This is a genomic window from Planctomycetota bacterium (assembly GCA_018242585.1).
Taxonomy (GTDB): Bacteria; Planctomycetota; Planctomycetia; order Pirellulales; family PNKZ01; genus JAFEBQ01.
In genome coordinates, this window is the sequence record JAFEBQ010000024.1 from 36010 (window position 1) to 56720 (window position 20711).

A 20711-nucleotide genomic window follows, 5' to 3' on the forward strand; every position below is an offset into this window, starting at 1 on the left:
AAAGGCTTACTATCCCGCCGCTTGTCGACGGACCCCTGGGACGTTAGCGGCACGGGGCGTGAGCGGCACAAGTGCCATTGGCAGAGGCTTGCGGTGTTAGGCATGGACTTTGAAATCCAGCGCTGTTCGCGCGTCTGCGCGGTCACGGGCCGCGCGTTGGCCGACGGCGAGGCGATTGTCTCGGCCCTGGTGCGCGAAGCGGGCGACCTGAAGCGCGTGGACTACGCCGCCAGCGCCTGGCCCGGCCCGACGCCCGAGATGGTTAGCTGGTGGCGCTCGCACGTCCCCAGCCGCGAGGCGCGCGCCCAGCGGATGGCGCCGAGCGATCTGCTGCTGCAACTGTTCGACGACTTGGAAAGTCAACCCGATCAACGCCCGCTGCGCTATGTCCTGACCTTGTTGCTGTTGCGTCGCCGCGTGTTTCGCCTGGAAGAATCCGTGGAGCTAGGCAAGAGTCAGGGCGACCCGCCCGAGCGCGAACAGCTCACCGTGTACTGCGGACGGCGCGAAGCGACCTACCAGGTCGACGTCGCCGTCCCCGACGCCGCCCAAGTAGCCGCCCTGCAACAGCGCTGGTCCGAACTGATCGGCCGGCCGATTGACAAATAGATTGATCACGACGCACGCAGCCCGCCACGACCTCGTCCCTCCTGCCCGCCCGCCACTCGTCACACGTTACCTTTCCGCACTAGCTGAGCCGAGCATGACGCTCTCCGGCGATCATCGACCATCGACCACGCCCCACCGCCGACTGCGCACTTGCGCGCATGCGTGGTTGCTGGTCGCGCTGTTGACGAGTTGCTGCGGCGCTGGCTGCCCGCGCTGGTTGAACAAGCAAGCCGTCGCTCCCCCGCCCCGCGTGTTGCCCGTCAGTCCGACGCTCGACGATGTGACGCGCGTGGTCAACGAGAACACCGGCCGGGTCCAGTCGCTGGCCGCGAACGACGCGTCGATCCGGGTGCCCATGACGCCGGCCCTGCGCGCTAACTTGAACTGGCAACGAGCCCGCAACTTGCGATTGCGGGCCGAGACTTCGCTCTCCGGGCCGGAACTCGACGTCGGCAGCAACGATCAGATTTTCTGGTTCTGGGTTCGTCGCATGGACCCGCCGGCCGTGCTGTTCTGTCGCCACGAGCAATACTTCCAAAGCGCCGCGCCGCGGATGCTGCCGGTGCAACCCGATTGGATTCCCGAGGCGCTGGGGCTGGTCGTCTTCGAGCCCGACGCCCAGCACACTGGGCCGTTCCCCACGGCCGATGGCAAGCTGGAAATCCGCACGGCTCGCCAAGGTCCGCAAGGCGTCCAGACCAAGGTCACGGTCGTCGACGCGTCGACCGGTTGGGTCTTGCAGCAGAATCTTTATGACGGCGGCGGGCGCTTGATCGCCAGTTCGACCACCAGCCAGCACGAGCGCGATCCGTCGAGCGGCGCGGTCTTGCCGCGGCGCGTCGAGATTTCCGTCCCCTCGCATCAGTTCTCGATGCGACTCGACTTGCGCACGGTGCAGGTCAACGTGCCGGTGGCGAACCAGTTGTTCGACCTGCCGGCGTATCCAAACGCCAACCTGGTCGACCTGACCGACCCCAGCCTGAACGCCCCCATCAACCGCGCCGAAGCAGCCGTAGCGCCGACGGTGGGTGTGTGGCGGTAGAGGCGGAAGAAGAGGGGTTAGGGATTAGGGGCTAGGGGCGAGCGGACAAGAGCCGTGGCCGTCAGGCCACGGTTAGCGCTCGCCGGTTGGCGCCCAATCTCGCGCGAGCCGAATACAACCCTTCTCCCCCGGGGAGAAGGTGGCGGCGCTAGCCGACGGATGAGGGTCGCGCCTCAATCGCGCGCGACGCCCCAACACCTGGGTAGCCCAGACAACTTGCTTGTCCGGGCGGCGCAGCCGCAAAAGGGCTCGGGGCCGTGAACCATGTCCCTCTTGTCGCTGCGCGACACCGACAAGCAAGTTGTCGGTGCTACCCGCTGAGGGGTAGCTCCCAGGCTCGCGCGATTTCCAGCGCAGACGGGACCCTCATCCGGCCTTCGGCCACCTTCTCCCGGAGGGAGAAGGGTTACTGCTCGCCGTGCTATGAGTGCCAACGCGTCAATCTTGTGCGAGCCGAACACACCCCTTCTCCCTCCGGGAGAAGGTGGCGGCGCTAGCCGCCGGATGAGGGTCGCGCCTCAATCTCGCGCGACGCACCACCGCCAGGGAAGCCCAGACAACTTGCTTGTCCGTGCGGCGCAGCCGCAAAAGGGCTCGGGGCCGTGAACCATGTCCCTCTTGTCGCTGCGCGACACCGACAAGCAAGTTGTCGGTGCTACCCGTTCATTCGGTCAAAGGCTTCGAGGATAAGCTCACCGGTGCTACCACGCTGCCAGAGGAATTCCTGGTGTTTTTCCGATTCGTCAACGAGGCCAGTGTTGTTAAACGTCGAGAGGATGTACTCGACGTCGTCTTGCTCGACGCCATAGAGGTGGAAAAAAGCCGCGTCCAATTCGGCGCACAATTGGCGTCGCTCATCCTCTTTCCAGATGTGAACTCCATCACCGCGAGAACCCGCAAAGTCACACGCCTGGGCGAGCGGGATCATGTCTTCGGCCGTACAAGTGAGTTTCAGCACTCGTTCACTGATCCAGTGTTCCAGGCTTTCTCGCTTATTCCACGGACACTTCCCGTCGTAAACGTTTGGGCTCAGGACGGGAATCTGCTCGACGATAAAGAAGTTGAGGTGAGCGCCGCCAATCTTTTGCCGGACAACATAATCACACACGTATGCATTTAGATTGCCCGCAAGACAGCAGAAGCGACGCCAGTCCTGCGCTCCATCATTGAGAATCAGCGGAATTGTATTTGAATATGCGGCATAAGGAACGAGACACGGAACCATCGTTCGAGTGTCGTTGGCTCGTGCGACATCGTGAAAACCGATCGCTGCCGTGTGCAGTGATACCGGTGCGCGCTCGTGAACATGTTCGTCCTGAACCCAATATCGCCCCTTAGGTAGAAACTCAGGGTTTTGGTGATCGACCAGTGATACGGATTCAGCGGAATAATTCATGTAAGCATTGTTTCGGTTCATCGTCACCCAACTAGCGCGATGGTCATACTCGCGCGTCATTTTGGCTTCGATGAGCGGCAGTGCTCGCTTTTTCCCCTTCGTGTAAATATTGCCTTCAAGTGCGTAGCCCTCTTTCTCGAACGAAGCGGCTTCACCAAAGAGCGACGCGTCATTTGTCTGGTCGAACATGCGAAGGAATCTTATTTCCCAAGGGTTTCCCCCTTTTTTACGCTTTAGGTCAATTAGAATCGGGACATTACGATACACGTGCTTTGTTACGTCAGCGTCTCGCTCGGAGCGAAAGATTGGGCATGTGCGAGTGTTCGGGTTCATCAATTCGATATCGCGAGCGGTCAACGCTATGTGGCGTGACTTGATCGCGACATCTTCCATTCGCTCTGCCCAAAAAACGAAGTCCATAGATTCGGACTGAACCTCTTCACCGCCGAACAACAAGACGCAAAACTTCAGACGTCCTTCGACATCCGGAAACAGCCCCAGGCGATTCACAAAGTCATAGATCGCGGACAGCCGCTTGCTCTTGACCAGCGAGCCAAAATACTCCTGCGTGGTATGATCCGTCGCGATTCCACTCGGTAAGAGCAAGCCGACTCGCCCCGCCGGCGCCACGATCCGCTGAGCCAACTCGGCAAACAGCATATAAAGATTCACATCCCCTTTTCCCGTGAGGGGAAACGCCGCCTCCTCGGACCGCACATAGTCGAGCATTCGTGAGGCCGAATCCTGGGCCTTGCGATAGAGCTCCCAGAGTTCAGGATCGGACCCTTCCAACTCTTCGATGAGGCGTTTGCGATCCGCCGCGTTGGCAGTCATTGCTATCTGCGGGGCGCTTGCCAAGAAGAATTCGCGCTCTTCAAGCTTCACTCGCTCCCAAGGTGGATTGCCGATCACGCAGGTGAACCCGCCGGCCCCTTGCCGCCCGAAGATCGTCGGGAACGCTGACCGCCAATCGAGCGCCCGCGGGTCGACCGATCGGTCCGAGACCAGGCTGTTGCCGCACTTGATGTGCTGCGACAGATCGGACAGCTTGCGCCCCTTGCGGGCCGAGCGAATCCAGAGGGCCAGTTGCGTGATCTCGACCGCCTGTTCCGACAGATCGACGCCGAACAGATTGTGATTCAGAATCCAGTCGGGAACTTCGTCTTCGTGACGGGTGATGTCGGCTTCGGATAGCCCCGCCCCGGCCAGCCCGTGAATGGCCACCGTGTAGTGGGCTTCGAGCGCGTCGTAGGCTCGAATGAGAAACGCCCCCGACCCGCAGGCCGGGTCACAGACGGTGATCGACCGCAGCGCGTCGAACGCGGCTTGCCAATAAGCGAGCAGCTTCTTGGGATTCTGGTCTTTCCGCGCGTCGGGATCGACCTTGTGCTGTTTTTGCAGCGTGGCATAGCGCTCGGCCACGATGGCGTCGATGGTTCGCTCGACAATCAGACCAGTGAACGCCGGCGGCGTGTAGTAAATGCCAAAGCGTTTGCGCTGGGCGCTTTTGGGCATTTTCGACTCGGGCAGCTCCGTCGCCGGCGCGGCGCGCTTCTTGCCGCGCTTGGCCGGCGCTGGCTCGGCCGGCTCGTCGACACCCGACTTCAGGGCCAACAGCCCGCCGACGCGCAGCTTTTCCAGCTCGGTGACCGAGCGCTCGAACAAGTGTCCCAGCACTTCGACGTTGACTTCCTCGGAGAAGTCGTACTTGCCGAAACCGGCGAACCCGGTGGTCCATTTTTCGGCGACGAGTTCCAGCGCGTTGATGGCCGGGTCGTCGGCGAACAGCCCGCCGTTAAAAGCCGTAATCGAGCGCCGCCCTTGGGCTCCCTTGTCGACGGCGGCGAACAAGTCGAGAAAGTTTTCCCAGGCCGGGTTCTTGGCGCGGCTGTAGGTGCGGATTTCCCGCCGAGCGCTTTCGAGCGAGTTCTCGGGCAACAGCCCCCGGTCCTCGCAAAAGGCGATGAAGATGATGCGGTCGAGAATCTTTTGCGCGATGCGGATCGCTTCGTCCAGCGATTTGTCTTCGCGCAGCTTCAGATGCTCGATCAGTTCGAGCCGCTGGACCTGGTACGATTTGTACAGGTCGTCCCCCACTTCACGCTGCCGGGCCGCCGTTTGTTCGAGCAGCCGCACCGCGCGGGCTTGTTGGCCGATGGCCGACGGCAGCAGCCCGTCGCGCTGGAACAGATAGTAGAAATCGTTGAAGCGGTCCCGGTCGGTCAGTTCCTGAAGCGTGAACTCCTCGTAGGCCAGCGTCCCCTTGTCGCGGTGATAGAGCCGAATGGTCCGCAAGTTCGAGACGATGCCCCAGGTCGCGTTGGGCGACGCGTTCAGATAGTCCCAACATTGTTGAACGGCGGTGCGCCCGTTCGAGCGATCGCGGTCCAGGTCGGTTTGCGGGTCCTTGAGCTCGACCATCACGGTCGGCTCGGTCGCCTGGGGCGTGAACGCGCCCAGCGCCGCGTCGGCGATGCCGACTTCCTTGACCGAGAACTTGTGTTCCAGTTCCCAGGCGTCGGGGCTGGCGGTCTTGACCCGATAGCCGAGTCCCACGCCAAAAATCTGATCGAGAAACTGGGTGTCGACCGCCGTTTCGCGATACTGCTTCAGATCGCCACGGGTTTCAAGCTCGGCCCAATGTTCGATGGTCTTGTAGGCGGCGTCTTGCCGCTCGCCGCGCAGCAGGGCGCTGCTCGAAGCGTTGCGCAGCAGGTGAGGAATGAACAGCGCGCGCTGCCGCCGGATGCGGCGTTCGAGCAGTCGTTCTTGTTCCTCGAAGAGCTTGCGTTGCATGGGGCCGACCGGGGGGGCGCGGGGCGACGAGTGAAGACGCGATGATAACGCCTTCGGCTCCGGTCGTCACTTGCCCGGTGCAATGTCAGGAAGTCGGGTGGCACCGATGGCTCGGCCATCGGTGTTGCGCAGCAACAAGAAACTCGATGGCCAGGCGCAACCCAAATGGAAACTCGCCACCTGCGCGGGACGGCGCTCGAGGTTTCTTGCGGCCTTCGGCCGCCCAGGTGCAAGCACCTGGGCCACCCGCCGTTGTGTTCAAGGCAGGCTTTAACATAGGGCCGTTCCCAGTCCGTGTTAAAGGGACGGCTTACTACAGCAAAGAAAAGTGGGCGGTGAGGGACTCGAACCCCCGACCCCCTCGGTGTAAGCGAGGTGCTCTAACCAACTGAGCTAACCGCCCGCGCGTTCCTGGCCCCCACTGGCCAGCGGCAATCCATGTTCGCCGCCGCCGAGGGCCGGACTTACAATGTACCCGGCCCCGTCAAAACGACAACCGGGCAGGGCCATTGAGTGGGACCGGATCAGCGACGGAGTGAAGACCAGTGCGATTGTTTGAGGGGACCGCGTGGGACGTGCCGCCGCGGTGCGAGCGGTGTGGCAAGCTGACGGCCGAGTGCGCGTGCCCGCCGGCCGAGCCCGCGCCGCCGCCGCCGCGCGTTCCGCCCGAGCAGCAAACGGCCAAGTTGGCCGTCGAAAAGCGCGGCGGGGGCAAGATGGTCACCGTGGTGCGCGGCTTGCGCGCCGCGGACAACGACTTCGCGGAACTGTTGTCCCAGTTGAAAGCCGGCTGCGGCGCCGGCGGCACCGCCAAGGACGACACCATCGAGATTCAAGGCCGGCAACTTGATCGCGTGCGCGAGCTGCTGGCGAAGCTGGGGTACAAGACGAAAGGATGAAGGGAAGGTGGGGGAATAGGGGTGGGGCGTCGCAAGCCAACGCCAATTCCTCTCATCACGCGACGCGCGGCGACCCTTCTGCCGCCGGGCTGGAAGTGGCCAACAGGCCGGCTAAGGGGCCGCATTGCTCGTCCTCACGCGCCGCACGACCGCTACATCGCGACCCTGCGTCATGGGCGAAAATGCCGCTGGTTCCCCCTTTGCCGGCGCGGCAAAAGTTTCGGCGCTCGCGCCGCCGCGCCCGCCGATACTAGTGCTTACGGGCCGACACGGCCGATGGATCAAGGCACCGGTATTCGAGGAACCGACGATGGCGAAGGACACTTTTCGAGTGGTCACCCGCGGCGCTGACGGCAAGATCCGCATTCGCGATTACAACAAGCCCGACGCGCTCCTCAAGATGCACACGCAAGTCGGCATCGACGATTGCAGCACCGACCTGGGGCTGCGTGGCCTGCCGGTGTTCGCGGGCTTGATCGGCCCGATCCCCGAGGGGAAGAACATCGTTCGCTACGAGTCGCCGGAGGTGTTCGAGACACTGACCAAGGAGTGGAGCACGGCCAAGTCGGCCCGTCGTCGCCGCACCCGCATCGACCAACCGGCGGCCGATGGCGCTCCGGCCCCGGCTTTGATTCACATCGACGCCAACGCCAACGCGTCGCAGAACGCGCCGCAATAGTCAGCGATTCAACGCCGGCGCTGATGAGCCAGACGTCAAGCGCCGCACTTCCTCCGTCATTCCCGCGCAGGCGGGAATGACGGCCGGTCTAGGCGCGCAACAACAAATTGAAGGACGCGCTAAGCGTCAGGCGTGGCGACCGAGCGGAACTCGGGAAAGAGCTTCGCCATCGCCCGCGGCAACGGCGACACCAGTAACAGCGGTTCGCCCGTCTTCGGATGCGCGAGCGTCAGCCGGCCCGCGTGCAGCGCCAACCGCTCGCAGGGGTCTTGCTTGGCCCCGTAGCGGTGATCGCCGGTGACGGGCGTTCCCAACTCGGCCAGGTGGACGCGAATCTGGTGCTTGCGCCCGGTGGCTAGTCGCACCTGCAACAGTGACAGCCCCCCGCGCGATTCGAGCAGCCGATAGTGCGTAGTCGCTCGCCGCGCGCCGTCGCTGGGCCGGTGGTTGCTGTACACCTTCAGCGACTTGCTCTCGACCAGATAACTGGTCACGGTCCCTTGCTCGGCCCGAGGCGTCCCCTCGACCACGGCGAAATACGTTTTCTCGACCGTGGGCCAACGCTCTTGAAGCAAGGCTTTGACTTCGGCGCTCTTGGCGAACAGCACCAGCCCCGAGGTGCCATGATCGAGCCGGTGGACCACCTGGGGATGGGCGGCCGCGGCGCCGTCGCGCCCCTTCCAATACTCGCTGAGCCGGAAGAACAGGGTGTCGATCTTGTCAATTTCGGTCGCCACGGTCAGCAGGCCGGCCGGCTTGTCGAGGACCACGAGGTCGTCGTCTTCGTAAACGATCTCGATGTCGGCGGCCGCCAGCTCGGCCGTCGCCGCGGCGGCGCGCAGGTCGGTGACCAGCACCTCGTCACCTGGCGCTAGCTGCTGGTCGAACTGCCGCGTCGTGCGGCCGTTGACGGCGATCGCGCCATGCTTGAGCAGCTTCTTGACGGCCGTGCGGTTCTGGCCCAGCGTGGCCAGCAAATAGGCCAGCAGCGGCGCGGCGGCGTCGACCTTGGTTCGTCGCAAGATGGCGATGGCTGAAATACTCCGCCGCTGCGAAAGCGTGCCAGGGTGAATGGTTACTTGTCGCGCGGGCCGGACGACGGCCCGTCGGAGTGTGACGATTTCGCGTGCGGCTTCTTCGGCTCGGCCGCCGGGGCCGGCAACTTGTGCCCCAACTTCTCGCGCTTGGTGGCCAGGTAGCGGGCGTTGTGCTCGTTGGCCGGTGACGTGATTGGCACCTGGTCGACCACTTCCAGGTCGAAACCGCCGGAGATCACCGCGTCGATCTTCTTGGGATTGTTCGTCAGCAATCGCACCTTTCGCAGCCCGACATCCTTGAGCAACTGCAAGCCGATGCCGTAGTCGCGCATATCGGCTTTGTAGCCCAGGGCCAAGTTCGCCTCGACCGTGTCGAGCCCTTCGTCCTGCAGCTTGTAGGCCTTGAGCTTGTCGATCAGCCCGATGCCGCGCCCTTCTTGCGGCAGATAGACCAGCACTCCCGCCCCCTCGGCGGCGATTCGCTCGAGCGCCATGTGCAACTGATCGCCACAGTCGCAACGCAACGAGTCGAGCAAATCGCCCGTGAAGCACGACGAGTGAACGCGGACCAACGGCGCTTCGGCCGCCGCGACGTCCCCCATGACCAGCACGATCGGCTCTTGCGACTCGTACTTCACGCCATAGGCGATGCAGGTGAACAAGCCGTGCCGGGTCGGCAACGGCACTTCGACCTGGCGGTAGACCAGCTTCTCTTGCTGGCGGCGGTACTTGATCAGTTGCTCGATCGAGATCATTTCCAGGTGGTGGGCCTTGGCCAGCGCGGCCAGTTGCTCGCGATTGGCCCGGTCACCTTCGCTGTTCAGAATCTCGCACAACACGCCGGCCGGAGTCAGCTCGGCCAGGCGCGCCAGGTCGATCGTCGCTTCGGTGTGCCCCGCGCGGCGCAGCACGCCCCCTTCCTTGGCCACCAGCGGGAATAGGTGCCCGGGGCGCATAAAGTCACCCGGCTGGCTGTGCGGGTCGATCAGCGCCAAGACACCGGCCGCGCGCTCGCGGGCCGTGATGCCGGTGTGGGCGCTGCGGTGATCGACCGAGACGGTGAAGGCCGTCCCCAGCGGAGCGGTGTTCCGGTCGACCATCGGCGACAGCTTGAGCCGTTCGCAGACATCGGGCAGCAGCGGCGTGCAGACCTGGCCCCGGCCGTGGGTGATCATGAAGTTGATCAGCTCGGGCGTGACTTTCTCGGCCGCGCAGATGAAATCGCCTTCGTTTTCGCGGTCTTCGTCGTCAACCACAATCACGATTTGGCCGGCGCGAATGGCGGCCACGGCCGCTTCGACGGTCGAAAATTTCATGGCACCTGGGGGGCTGGCTGTCGACACGCGTTGGAGCTCAACACCGGCGACAGGTTACGGGGACTGGTCGATCGACCGGTCTTCCATCATCATGTTAGAGACCGCCCCATTATAGGCGACCAGGCGAGGCGAGATAAGTTGCCAGCCCCGGAAGGCAAAGACATGCACCACAACGGCAGAACGGAGATTTTTCACCGCAAAGACGCAAAGGACGCAAAGAAGGGGGTGGGGACATTGCTTGCGTCCCCGCCATAATCTCGTACTCATCATCTTTGCGTCCTTTGCGCCTTAGCGGTTCAAATCGAATCGTCTTTGTGTCGTCGTGGTTGGTCGTCATTCGTCATTTTTTGGTCAACCGTTCCTGAGTCGGGTCGACTAACACCATGCAGCTCGATCGCGAAGAATATGTCGAACAGGCTTATTTCTTTCGCGCTTTGGCCGAGCGAATGCAGCGCAACATCGCCACGCAAGACCTGATCACCGGGCTGCGCGAGGAAGTGCTGGCCGTCACCAAGCTGCCGATGGCCCTCGAATTCCTCTCGGCCGAGTTGAAACTGTCGGGCCGCCTCTCGCCGGCGATGGCCAGCTTGGGACACTACTTCACGCCGTTCCAGACCTTCGTCATGGCCGAGGCCGAGAAAGATCGGGGCAAGTTCGACTTTCTGGTCGCTGCCGAAATCCTGGAAAAGCTGGCCCGCTACATGTCGGGCACGCCGACCGCGCAGGGGCTGTTCATCTATCAGTTTGAAAGCCTGTGCCGCAATCGGCTCGGCTACGACCGCGGGCTCGAAGCGGTCTCGCGCGATCCGTTCTACGACGAAGCCTGGCGCGATTGGGTCTTGATCGTCCGCCGCCAGGTTGGCTTTGCCGACTTTGCCGACCTGATCTATGTGCGCAGCGAAGCCTATGCCACCACCCGGGCGCGGCGCGGACTGACCACCGAGGACGCCGCGCCGGTCCTGTTCGGCGAGAAGGAAGGGATGATCGCGCTGGCCCATCGGCAGAAAGACCCTCTATGGCTGTTCGCCGCCTTGGAACGGCACCTGAACTATCCGACCGTGCCGCGCACGCGACCGGTCGACGAGTCGAAGCAGGCGGTCCCCTTGCTGATTCGCCGGGTCGAACGGCTCGAAGCCCGACTCAAACTGCTGGAAGAAGAGCAGCGCGGCGGCATCGACCTGAACCGATTCATGGGTCAGTTGCCCCAGTTCGACGACGAACCTAATCAGGATGAAGGGACCGGATGAACGCGGCCCGACTATTGATCGTCGACCATGTGGCCTCGGCCGCGGCGCTGGCAACGCTGCTGGCCGACCGGCCCGGCACCGAAACGGTGCAGGCCGAGGACCTGGAAATCGCGCTCAAGCACCTGGAGCGCGACGACTTCGACGCCGTGATCGCCAGCTTGCCGGCCCTGGCGGATGACAGCTTTGCGCTGATCGAGCGCCTGCGCGCGGCGGGGGACGATGTGCCGGTGGTGTTCCTGGCCGAGCAGCCGTCGGTCGAGCAGGTGATCGATTGCATGCGCCGCGGCGCGGTCGACGTGCTGCGATTGCCGCCGGCGCGTGACGATGTGTTCGCCTGCCTCGATCGCGTGCTGGCCACGCGGCACCTGGCGGCCGAGCACGAATTGCTGCGCCGGCAGGTCGAGCGGCCTTACATCTTTGACGACATCATCGGCACCAGCCCGGCCATGAAGCGCGTCTTCGACACGATCGAACGTGTGGCCGACTCGGACGTGCCGGTGCTGGTCATCGGCGAGACGGGCACGGGCAAGGAGTTGGTCGCGCGGTCGTTGCACCGCCGCAGCCGGCGGGCCCAGCGGCCGTTCGTGGCGGTCGATTGCGGCGCTATTCCCGAGAACCTGCTCGAGTCGGAGTTCTTTGGTCACGAGCGGGGGGCGTTCACCGGTGCCGACAATCGAAGCATCGGCCTGTTGGAATTCTCTAACGGCGGCACATTCTTCCTCGACGAATTGGGCGAGCTGCCGCTGCTGCTCCAGGCCAAGCTGCTGCGCACGCTGCAAGAGCGCAAGATTCGCCGCGTCGGCGGCCGGGCCGAAATCGACATCGACGTTCGCGTGGTGGCCGCCACGGGGCGCGACATCGAGGCCATGATCGCGTCGAGCCAGTTCCGCCAGGATTTATATTACCGGATCAACGTGGTGCGAATCGAGCTGCCCCCCTTGCGCGAACGCGGCGACGACCTGGGCTTGCTGGCCGAGTATTTCGCCACCCGCTATTCGCGCGAGATGCAGCGCGACCTGATGGGGATCACGCCCGAGGCGTACCAGGTGCTGTCCCATTACCGCTGGCCGGGGAACGTGCGCGAGCTGCAGAACGTGATCCGCCGAGCCATCGCCCTGTCGAGCGATCGAATGATCGGGCTCGACGATCTGCCCGAGAGTTTGATCGTCCGGGCCGACGAACCGACGACGGCCAGCGGGCGCGGCTACTTTGCCATGCGTGACGAGTACATGTCACGGTTCGAGCGGCAATACCTGACCGACCTGCTGGCCCGCTACCGCGGCGACGTGAAACTGGCGGCCGAAGAGGCGAGACTGCCGCGCGGCACGCTCTATCGCTTGATGAAAAACGCCGACCTAGACGCCGAACGGTTTCGGAATTGAAAGGGTGCCGGCAATCGGCATCCATCATCACCGGGCGCGCACTAACCCTTCTCCCACCGGGAGAAGGTGGCCGAAGGCCGGATGAGGGTCCACTCTCCACCTCGAATCGCGCCAGCCTGAGGGCTACCCCTCACCCGGTTCGCTGACGCGAACCACCCTCTCCCGCAAGGGGCGAGGGTTGGGAAACCGCTGCGTGACACAATCAAGGCGCGAAACACGCGGCGGCGCGTTAAGCTGACGGCGTCCCTGACACCGCTTTTCAAAAAGGGGGCTCCTCATGCGTGCCGCTCGTCGCAGGTTCCTGCAAACGCTGGCCTTTGCCGGAGCGGCTGGCTGGCTTTGGCCCGCGGGATCAAAAGCCTGGCAGTTCGGCCTCGACTTCGGCGCCATCGCCGGCAACGCCATGGCGCAAGTCTTTAGCGACATCATCGAAGGGATGATCTCGACCGTCCTGTTCATCCCCCTGCTGTTGGTCGACGCGTTTCTCGACGGCGTCGCCCGCGTGCTGCACCTCGACAGCCAGCAAGTGGCCAAGATCAAGGCGCACCGCGAGGAGTTGAAGCACGACCTGGCCAACTTCTCGCTCGAGCTGGCCAGCAAGCCCGAGTCGGAGCGGACCCGCTTGATGCTGGGCGAGTTTCAGCGCCTGGCGCCGAAGTATCGCCAGCACGTCATGGCGATTCTGCGACCCGAGCAACGCCATCGGCTCGAACAGCTCGAACGGCAACTGCAAGGCGTGCAAGCGATGGTCACCGACGACGGGCGCAAGCAACTCGCCCTGACCGATGAGCAGTTCAAGCAACTGGACGGCGTGGCCAAGTTGCTGCGCGACAAGGTCGATCGCTTGAAGGAGGGCCATGAGCACCTGTCGCCGCTGGCCGTGGGACGGATGTTCCTGATGCGCAAGGTAGCCGACCTCGAATCGCAACAAATCCTAACGCCGGAACAACAGACCAAATGGCACGCCTATGCCGGCGAGCCGATCCACCTGGGGCAGTTGATCCCGTGGGATAAGATCGTGCTGGAACTCGAACCGCCGAAAAGCGAGAAACCGGCGGGGAAGTAGTTTCCCGCCGGCCGCTTCCCGTAGGCCAAGTACCGGGTACCCCACGGGAACTGGTTCATGCGGAACTGTTCCGTCATTCCCGCGCAGGCGGGAATCTAGAGTGAAGTCTTACCACTAGATTCCCGCCTGCGCGGGAATGACGCCTACTATACTGTGACCGCGAACTGACTACTCGGCCCTCACTTCTTCTTCAGCGGAGGCGCCGTGTAGTTCGGCCATTCGATCTGCTTGCCGTCCAGATTCGGCGCGTTGAACAACGGCCAGACCGGCATCTCGGCGCGGACCTCTTTGTATTTCGCCTCGAGCAACGCCCGCATGGCAGCGAACTGCTCGGGCTGCATAGTCCCCAGGTCGTTCGTCTCGGCCCGATCGTCACGTAGGTTGTACAACTCGCACTGCGCCAACTCGGCCGTCTTCAGGGCGTGCATGCTCTGCTCGGTCACGACGGGCTGCAACGTGGTCGGGCGCTCGCTTACTTGGCCAACGATCTTCCAATCGCCCGCGCGCAAGGCCACCGTTGGCGGCGTCTGCGACAGCGGATATTGCCAATACAACGGTTTCTCGCGCGCGAACTTTTCGCCGGTCAGCAAGGGCCACACGTTCTGGCCGTCGATCACCCGATCGGCCGGCGCGGCCACACCTGCTATGGCACAAACCGTCGGCAGCAAGTCGATACCGCACACCGGTTCATCGCTGGTCGAGCCTGGCTTGATCTTGTCGCGCCACTGGACGATGCCCGGCACGCGGATGCCCCCTTCGTAAACGTGCCCCTTGAACTCGCGCAAGCCCCCGGCCGAGCCGGCATTGTGATACTTGGTCCGGGCCGGGCCGTTGTCACTAGTGAACCAGACCAGCGTGTTGTCGCGCAGGTTCAACCGGTCGAGCGTCGCCAGCAGCCGCCCGAGATTATGGTCCATCTGGGTGATGTTGCCGAAATAGTTCTTCGTGCTCGGATCCTCGATCGCGTCGTATTGCAACGCGAACTCGGACGCGGTACGGATCGGCTCGTGCGGCTCGTGAAAACAAACGTATAGGAAGAAGGGCTTGGCCTGATCTCGCTGGTTCGACAGCCAGTCGATCGCCTCGTCGGCCACGATCTGCGACGCATAGCCCGAGATCGTCCCGCACGGCTCGCCGTTGCGGACAAAGTTACTCGGATCCTTGTGGCTGGGCATGGCGTTGTTCTGGGTGCTGAACCAGTAGTCAAAGCCGTGGTCCTTGGGCTGCGGCTGTGAAGGCTCGTTGAACTTGCCACACAGGTGCCACTTGCCGACGTGGCACGTCGCGTAGCCTGCGCCCTGCAGCAATTTGGCCACGGTCAATTCCTTGGCCTGCAAGTGCAGAGGAGACAACTGGGGGATGTGGTTGTTGATTCCCAGCCGACAGGGCGTGCGCCCGGTCATCAAGCCGGCGCGCGACGGCGAACAAACCGCGCCGGCCGAGTAGCATTGCGTCAGCCGACACCCCTCGGCGGCCAGCCGGTCGAGATTTGGCGAGCGAACCGTCGGGTGGCCAAAGCAACCCAGGTCGCCATAACCCAGGTCGTCAGCCAGCACGACGACAAAGTTTGGCCGCTCGACGGCGGCAGCCGTCGACACGGCGCCTAACAGAATCACGAACAACAAGCTACATATGACGCCTGGATTGGTCTTCATGTTTGAGTCTCGATTGATTCGTAGCGTACGCAAGACCATTGCTGGCCATCCGTCATTCCCGCGCAGGCGGGAATCTAGTGGTAAGACTTCACTCTAGATTCCCGCCTGCGCGGGAATGACGCTTCGCGGAACGCAAACGTGAGCTGATTATTCGGCCATACGATGGCTGGTTTCCCGCCAAACGCTGCTGGTACTTTGTTCCGCTGGGGGTAAAAAACTACGCGGGCCGGAACCTGGGGCCGGCTTCGATCGTCCTTCCTTCATAACGCACCGGCGGGCAAAAGACAAAAATCGACGTCAACGATTGAGCCGCGCCGGGCCGTGCATCACAATATTCGGTGCGCCGCAAGCCAGCAGGAAACGCCCGAGGGCAGGAACCGTCATGGGAACGATTGTCGGTATTGATCTAGGGACCACCAACTCGGCCGTGGCCCATTTGACCGCGGACGGCCCGCAAATCATCTCGAACGCGCTCGGCGAACGGCTGACACCGTCGGTCGTGGGGATCGATCCCGAGGGGAAGCTGCTGGTCGGTCGCGAGGCCAAAGAGCTGCTGGTGTTGCATCCCGACCGCTGCACGTCGCTGTTCAAGCGGTACATGGGCTCCGACTGGACCGTCCAGCTTGCCGGTCGCACGTACACGCCCGAGCAACTGTCCGGGCTGGTGTTGCGCGCGCTGAAAGAAGACGCCGAGGCCCACCTGGGCACGCCGATCGAGCGCGCGGTCATCACCGTACCCGCCTACTTCAACGACAACCAGCGCAAGGCCACGATGAACGCCGGGCGGATCGCCGGCCTGCAAGTCGAACGTATTCTGAACGAGCCGACGGCGGCGGCTATGGCGTATGGTCTGCACGAACAGGAAGAAGAAAAAGTTCTCGTCGTCCTCGATCTCGGCGGCGGTACGTTCGATGTCTCGGTGGTCGAGTTGTGCAGCGGCGTCCTGGAAGTCCGCGCCAGCAGCGGCGAAAACTTCCTGGGTGGCGAAGACTTCACCCGATCGCTGGCGGCCCGGGTGATGACGGGCGTGGGACTGGCCTTTGAGCGAACCGAGGTCGAAGCGCCCCATCTGGTGTCGCGGATGATCCAGCAAGCCGAGCTGGCCAAGTGCCAACTATCGCGCCAGGCCGACGCCACGCTGCGCGTCCCCGATCGGGAAGGCCACTTCCACGACGATTCGCAGGTGATCACGGTCACGCGCGAACAGTTCGAGTCCGGCACCGCGTCTTTGCTGGCCCGGATGGAGTTGCCCATCCGGCGAGCGTTGGGGGACACGAACCTGAAGCCGGCCGACATCGACGAAGTGATCCTGGTCGGCGGGGCTACGCGGATGCCGATGTTCATCGAGCGCGTGACGCAGATGTTCAGCAAGCCGCCGCGCTGCCGCTTGAACCCCGACGAGGTCGTGGCCCTGGGGGCCGCGGTCCAGGCCGGCCTGGTGGCCCGAGATGTGAACGTCGAAGACCTGGTGGTGACTGACGTGGCGCCGTTTACCCTGGGCATCGAAACGACTCGCAAAGTCGGCCACGAGCACCGCGATGGCTACTTCCTGCCGATCATCAATCGCAATACCACCATCCCGGTCAGTCGCTGCGAGCGCGTGGCGACGCTGCGCGCCAACCAGCGCGAAGTGAGCGTCAAGATCTACCAAGGCGAAGGCCGCCGCGTGGCCGACAACTTGTTCCTGGGCCAGTTCGAGGTGCAGGGCATTCCGCCAGGGCCGCCGGGCCAGGAACTCGACATCCGCTTTACCTACGATCTGAACGGCGTGCTCGAAATCGAAGCCACGATCGTCGAGACCCAGCGCAAGGTGACCCACGTGGTCACGCGCTACGCTCGCGGACTGTCGGCGGGTCAGATTGCCGAGGCCGTGGCCAAGATGGAGGATCTGAAACGCCACCCGCGCGAAGAAGCCGTCAACCGGTTTCTGATCCGCCGGGCCGAACGGATTTACCGCGAATTGGCCCTCGACGAGCGGCACCTGCTCAACGAATTGATCGGCGGCTTTGAACAAGTGCTGGAAGAAGGTCCGGCCGACGCGGTAGAACGGTATCGGCTGGAGTTGCAAATGTTCCTCGATCGCTTCGACCCCGGAGCCGCTGATGATTCAGCCTGGAACGACGATCAAGGCTGAACTGGTGCCGACAGTGCCTACTGACGTGCCGGCGGTACCGACCGAGGTGCTGGCCTGGGCGCGCGAGGAGCTGCGCCTGGACGGGGCCACTTCGCTCGTCGACCATCGCGTGGCGCTGTTAAAGCAGGTCGAGATTGAAGGCTTTCTGCCGAACGAGGCCTGGCAATCGGCCGTCGAGGTTGTTCGCGCCTACGAAGCTGTCCGGGCTGTCGAGGCCGAACGGGCGGATGAGGCGGTTGCGGCGCTGCACGTGGCGGCGCCGTTTCTGGGTCCGGTCGAGGCCAAACTCCGCGAGCAAATTGCCGAGCTGCGCAAGGGGTTCTTCGAGCTGAATCCCGACGTTCGACGCGAGCGCTGGCGAATGCAGTGGGACGAGAGTGCGCCGTTCCCGGCGCTGCGCAAGCAACTGGCCGCGTTCGAGCCGGCGCTCGATTGGACGCCCCAGCAGATGCAAAGCGAGAGTCCCGCCGTGCATGACATGGCGCGGCACCTGGCCCGACTGTTCACCTTGTCGCCCGCCGAGCGCGGCCAGCAGCGTCATCTGCCGGCCACCGAATCGTCGACCAACCCGCGCCAGTGGCAACAGGCCGCGCCGGAGCTATCGCAGGACTATCCGCAGGTGGCGCGGTTCGACGGGGTCTTTGTCCGCCGGCTGGCCGAGGCCCACGAGGCGGGCAAGCCGCTGAACAAGCTGAAGCGTCAGGCCAAGAAGCTGCACCATGACGCCAAGGTGAAAGGGAGTCCCAAGGTCGCGTTCCTGCATGCCGGACCTTGGGTCTGGGTGGTGATCGGCGTGGCGTTGGGGGGAGCGCGATTCTTGCTGAACGATTATTCCAAGTCGAAGCCGACGTCGAACTATGTACTGACCGATACGCAAAGGCGGCAGATTCAGAATCTCAGCAATTCGCGGGACGCTGTGAAGCGTTCGGTGTTCTTGATTCGCGAGCAGAAGCGCCGCGAGCGGTTGCCCGACGGGAATCCGCTCAAGAACGAACCGATGGAGGCGCCGCGGCTCAACGAAGAACAATTGCTGGCGCGAGGCGTCCCACGCGATGTGCTCGATCCCGACAAGCCGAACCCATACGAGTCGAAAGCTCCCGAGGTCGGCGTCGGCAGAGGACCGCGTTTGTCAAATTTGCCGCCAAAACCGACCCCAGTACCGATCAATGGCCCAGGAGGCGGGCAGTTGAGAATGAGCCAGGAAGAACTAGAGCGCGCCGTGGCTAACGTGCGCGAGCGTAAACGCCGCGCGCTGCTGCCCGACGGGCATCCACTGAAGAACAAGCCGGTCGAAGGCCCGTACACCGGCGAAGCGATTCTGAGGCTGATGGGCGTGCCGCCCGACGCGCTGGACCCTGACAAGCCTAATCCTTACGAACGCCAGGCCGAGCAACCAAGGCCAATCGAACAGAAGCCTCGCGATCGCAAACGGGACCGGCAACCGAAGGTTTCTGACACGTCGCAAGTGCCGCCCGTAGACGAGGAAACGACCGCGGCGCGCTGGCAGCGTCCGCAGTTCTTGCCCGAGCATCTCGATGAGGAAAATGTGGCGGCGGGCATGGCGATTTTCCAGGAGATGCAGCGTCGTCGCCAGCAGCAGCCAGCGGGGCAATCGGTTCCATGAGCGACGGTTCGCACTTGCCTGACGATCCGCGCGATTGGCCGCGTGGTTCTTACGAGCTGCTGGGTGTGCCCGAGGCGGTCGACCGCAAACAGTTGCGCCGCGCCTATCACGCGCTGTTAAAGCGATTCAAGCCGGAGCAGGCCCCCGAACAGTTCCGCTTGGTGCGCGAGGCGTACGACCAGATCCTCCGCCACGTCGAGTTCCGCGAGCAGTACGGCATCTCGATCCGAGGGGGCGATGACGCTGACGACAACGCCTCGACAGCCAGCCACGAAGAGGCGGCTAGCGCAGCAACCACCAATGGCGACGCGCCCACTTGGCCGTCGGCCCCGGCAATCGAGGATCCGGCCAGCGTCTGGCGAACTGGCGTCGATGGCGACCTGACCAAGCTCTACCTGCGGCTCACGAAGTTCGTTGACCAGCGTTCGGACGATGCCGAGCTATACGCCCGGCTCTACTGGCTGAAGCTGCTCGCGCCCGAGGTCGACACCGCGCGCGAGGCGAACGACTGGCTAGTCACAGGACTGTGCCGCGTGGGGCCGGCGGCAAACCAACTGGTTGAGTTGTACCGCCGCGCACTCGAACAAAGCGCGGACGAAGCGCTCAGGCCGCGGGCCGAACGGCTGTTCCAAGTGCAACCGGTGCCGAGTTGGCTGCCGACGCTGGCGGCCGTGGTCTGGTGCAAGGCACGCCTGGCCGGGCAGGTCGAGCGGATCATCGACACCTACACAGCCTGTCGTAGTCGACTCGGCACGTTCGGCGAGCGGGGGCTGCACTGGCAGTTGTCGTCGATGGCCGTGCGCGAGTTGTGGCTGGCCCACGATCCGCGCGACGGGGCGTCGTCCGAGCTGCGCAACCGGCCGGCTGGCAAGATGTGGCGCGAAATCCTGACCGAGTTGGAAACCGACTTTGGCGCCGACCCGCAGTATTACGATCTGTTGGCCTGGCTCGACGAACGCCGCGCCTTCAGCCAGGCCTGGCACGGGGCCCGCGGCACGATGCTGGTCCGCGCCGAGCTGCTCGATCTGCTCTTGCTGGCCGAGGCGGGAGATCGGGGCCAGTGGCGGCCCGCGCTGCTGAACTATCTGGCCAGCGAAGAGCCGTCGCGGCTCTATATTCAGATCAGTTCGCTGGGGGTCGAGAGCCAACTGCTATTGCACCAGTTTGGCAATCTGGTCGATTCGGTCGAAGCGTATTCGCCCGACATCGAACAAGTTGACTGGCCCGCCGAGCTGCTGCGCCGCTTGCTGGTCGAGTTGTGCGACGACGAACCGGTGCGCGCCGACTCGCGCGAATCGTCGCTCAGGTTGCTGCAGTTCTGCTTGGACAACTGCCTCAGCCCGGCGCAGCTCATCGAGCACTTCACTCAGGACGAGGACTTTTGGTCGAACTCGGGCTACGTCCTGCCGGCGGCGGCGGCGGGGAATGCGCCACTGGACATTACGTATCGAGCGTTCCGGTTGCTGCTGGGGTAAGCCACGAAAGTGAGTGTGCCGTGCGCCCCGGGGTGGCCCGGCCGCTTGCCGGCCGCGGTTGCGCAGCAACGAGAAGAGCGAGCGATGCTATAGCCTCGTTTGCACGCCAAGTCATTTTTCTTGTCGCTGCCGCAACCCAGCCGACAAGCGGCTGGGCCACCCCGAGGTTGTCACTTTATTGTGAATTGCGTCGCGCGGTTGTGAGCGCCTTGCTAATGGTCTTTGGGCCAAGGACTTAGCGTCATCTACTTCGCGCATTGAAGCGCGTTTCGCGCCCCGTGTGACGGACGAAACGCGCTGGCGGGCCTAGTGTCTGGCAGCTACCTAACTCGTTATCGCCACATCGCTTGCCGC

At 63.6% G+C, this 20711-nt stretch carries 13 protein-coding genes, 1 tRNA gene and 1 pseudogene; 10 read left to right on the forward strand and 5 right to left on the reverse strand.

Annotated elements, in window-relative coordinates; genetic code table 11:
- Nucleotides 1-102: 102 nt before the first annotated feature.
- Both JSS27_12025 and JSS27_12030 read left to right on the forward strand, forming a co-directional pair.
- Nucleotides 103-609 carry a hypothetical protein gene (locus tag JSS27_12025; protein MBS0209669.1) on the forward strand — a complete coding sequence of 169 codons (507 nt, stop codon included), beginning with the start codon at nt 103-105 and terminating at the stop codon, nt 607-609.
- 94 nt (nt 610-703) lie between these two features.
- Complete coding sequence (locus JSS27_12030) at nt 704-1651, forward strand: hypothetical protein (GenBank protein MBS0209670.1); 948 nt, start codon at nt 704-706, stop codon at nt 1649-1651.
- Nucleotides 1652-2306: 655 nt separating this feature from the next.
- Here the strand turns inward: JSS27_12030 and JSS27_12035 are convergent.
- Complete coding sequence (locus JSS27_12035; GenBank protein MBS0209671.1) at nt 2307-5843, reverse strand: N-6 DNA methylase; 3537 nt, start codon at nt 5841-5843, stop codon at nt 2307-2309.
- A 329-nt stretch (nt 5844-6172) separates the two neighbouring features.
- A tRNA-Val gene (locus tag JSS27_12040) sits at nt 6173-6246 on the reverse strand.
- Nucleotides 6247-6388: 142 nt separating this feature from the next.
- On the opposite strand from JSS27_12040, the gene JSS27_12045 reads away from it, so the two are divergent.
- Together JSS27_12045 and JSS27_12050 are read left to right on the forward strand one after the other, a co-directional pair.
- The gene (locus JSS27_12045) at nt 6389-6742 is read left to right on the forward strand and encodes a translation initiation factor (protein MBS0209672.1); all 354 of its coding nucleotides are present in this window, start codon (nt 6389-6391) and stop codon (nt 6740-6742) included.
- A 310-nt stretch (nt 6743-7052) separates the two neighbouring features.
- Nucleotides 7053-7295: pseudogene (locus JSS27_12050) on the forward strand (hypothetical protein).
- A gap of 245 nt (nt 7296-7540) precedes the next feature.
- Here the strand turns inward: JSS27_12050 and JSS27_12055 are convergent.
- Nucleotides 7541-8410: an RluA family pseudouridine synthase gene (locus tag JSS27_12055; protein MBS0209673.1), complete on the reverse strand. Its 870-nt coding sequence runs from the start codon at nt 8408-8410 to the stop codon at nt 7541-7543.
- Between the two features lie 86 nt (nt 8411-8496).
- Nucleotides 8497-9774, reverse strand: a complete 1278-nt coding sequence (locus JSS27_12060) for a bifunctional 3,4-dihydroxy-2-butanone-4-phosphate synthase/GTP cyclohydrolase II (GenBank protein MBS0209674.1) — start codon at nt 9772-9774, stop codon at nt 8497-8499.
- A gap of 383 nt (nt 9775-10157) precedes the next feature.
- Here JSS27_12060 and JSS27_12065 point away from each other — a divergent pair, with 383 nt between their 5' ends.
- From JSS27_12065 to JSS27_12075, 3 genes are all read left to right on the forward strand, one after another.
- A complete protein-coding gene (locus JSS27_12065; protein ID MBS0209675.1) occupies nt 10158-11021 on the forward strand; it encodes a hypothetical protein in 864 nt (287 codons plus the stop codon).
- Nucleotides 11018-12403, forward strand: a complete 1386-nt coding sequence (locus JSS27_12070) for a sigma-54-dependent Fis family transcriptional regulator (protein ID MBS0209676.1) — start codon at nt 11018-11020, stop codon at nt 12401-12403. Before JSS27_12065 ends, JSS27_12070 begins: the two co-directional genes overlap by 4 nt.
- A gap of 277 nt (nt 12404-12680) precedes the next feature.
- Complete coding sequence (locus tag JSS27_12075; GenBank protein ID MBS0209677.1) at nt 12681-13469, forward strand: hypothetical protein; 789 nt, start codon at nt 12681-12683, stop codon at nt 13467-13469.
- A gap of 179 nt (nt 13470-13648) precedes the next feature.
- Here the strand turns inward: JSS27_12075 and JSS27_12080 are convergent, their stop codons facing one another.
- Nucleotides 13649-15124 carry a sulfatase-like hydrolase/transferase gene (locus JSS27_12080; GenBank protein MBS0209678.1) on the reverse strand — a complete coding sequence of 492 codons (1476 nt, stop codon included), beginning with the start codon at nt 15122-15124 and terminating at the stop codon, nt 13649-13651.
- Nucleotides 15125-15506: 382 nt separating this feature from the next.
- Between JSS27_12080 and JSS27_12085 the strand changes: the two genes are divergently transcribed.
- Genes JSS27_12085 through JSS27_12095 form a run of 3 tightly spaced genes read left to right on the forward strand, consistent with a single transcriptional unit; the run spans nt 15507 to nt 20357 of the window.
- Nucleotides 15507-17258, forward strand: coding sequence for an Hsp70 family protein (locus JSS27_12085; GenBank protein ID MBS0209679.1), 1752 nt, complete (start codon nt 15507-15509; stop codon nt 17256-17258).
- Nucleotides 17227-18882 carry a hypothetical protein gene (locus JSS27_12090; protein ID MBS0209680.1) on the forward strand — a complete coding sequence of 552 codons (1656 nt, stop codon included), beginning with the start codon at nt 17227-17229 and terminating at the stop codon, nt 18880-18882. Before JSS27_12085 ends, JSS27_12090 begins: the two co-directional genes overlap by 32 nt.
- Nucleotides 18879-20357, forward strand: coding sequence for a J domain-containing protein (locus tag JSS27_12095; GenBank protein ID MBS0209681.1), 1479 nt, complete (start codon nt 18879-18881; stop codon nt 20355-20357). Before JSS27_12090 ends, JSS27_12095 begins: the two co-directional genes overlap by 4 nt.
- Nucleotides 20358-20711: the final 354 nt, after the last annotated feature.

What these genes read in the sequence shown, in the direction of transcription:
- JSS27_12070 (MBS0209676.1), top strand. Translation starts at nt 11,018, where the DNA reads ATGAACGCGGCCCGACTATTGATCGTCGACCATGTGGCCTCGGCCGCG.
- JSS27_12030 (MBS0209670.1), top strand. Translation starts at nt 704, where the DNA reads ATGACGCTCTCCGGCGATCATCGACCATCGACCACGCCCCACCGCCGA.
- JSS27_12065 (MBS0209675.1), top strand. Translation starts at nt 10,158, where the DNA reads ATGCAGCTCGATCGCGAAGAATATGTCGAACAGGCTTATTTCTTTCGC.
- JSS27_12060 (MBS0209674.1), bottom strand. Translation starts at nt 9,774, where the DNA reads ATGAAATTTTCGACCGTCGAAGCGGCCGTGGCCGCCATTCGCGCCGGC.
- JSS27_12090 (MBS0209680.1), top strand. Translation starts at nt 17,227, where the DNA reads ATGATTCAGCCTGGAACGACGATCAAGGCTGAACTGGTGCCGACAGTG.
- JSS27_12035 (MBS0209671.1), bottom strand. Translation starts at nt 5,843, where the DNA reads ATGCAACGCAAGCTCTTCGAGGAACAAGAACGACTGCTCGAACGCCGC.
- JSS27_12075 (MBS0209677.1), top strand. Translation starts at nt 12,681, where the DNA reads ATGCGTGCCGCTCGTCGCAGGTTCCTGCAAACGCTGGCCTTTGCCGGA.
- JSS27_12085 (MBS0209679.1), top strand. Translation starts at nt 15,507, where the DNA reads ATGGGAACGATTGTCGGTATTGATCTAGGGACCACCAACTCGGCCGTG.
- JSS27_12095 (MBS0209681.1), top strand. Translation starts at nt 18,879, where the DNA reads ATGAGCGACGGTTCGCACTTGCCTGACGATCCGCGCGATTGGCCGCGT.
- JSS27_12080 (MBS0209678.1), bottom strand. Translation starts at nt 15,124, where the DNA reads ATGAAGACCAATCCAGGCGTCATATGTAGCTTGTTGTTCGTGATTCTG.
- JSS27_12025 (MBS0209669.1), top strand. Translation starts at nt 103, where the DNA reads ATGGACTTTGAAATCCAGCGCTGTTCGCGCGTCTGCGCGGTCACGGGC.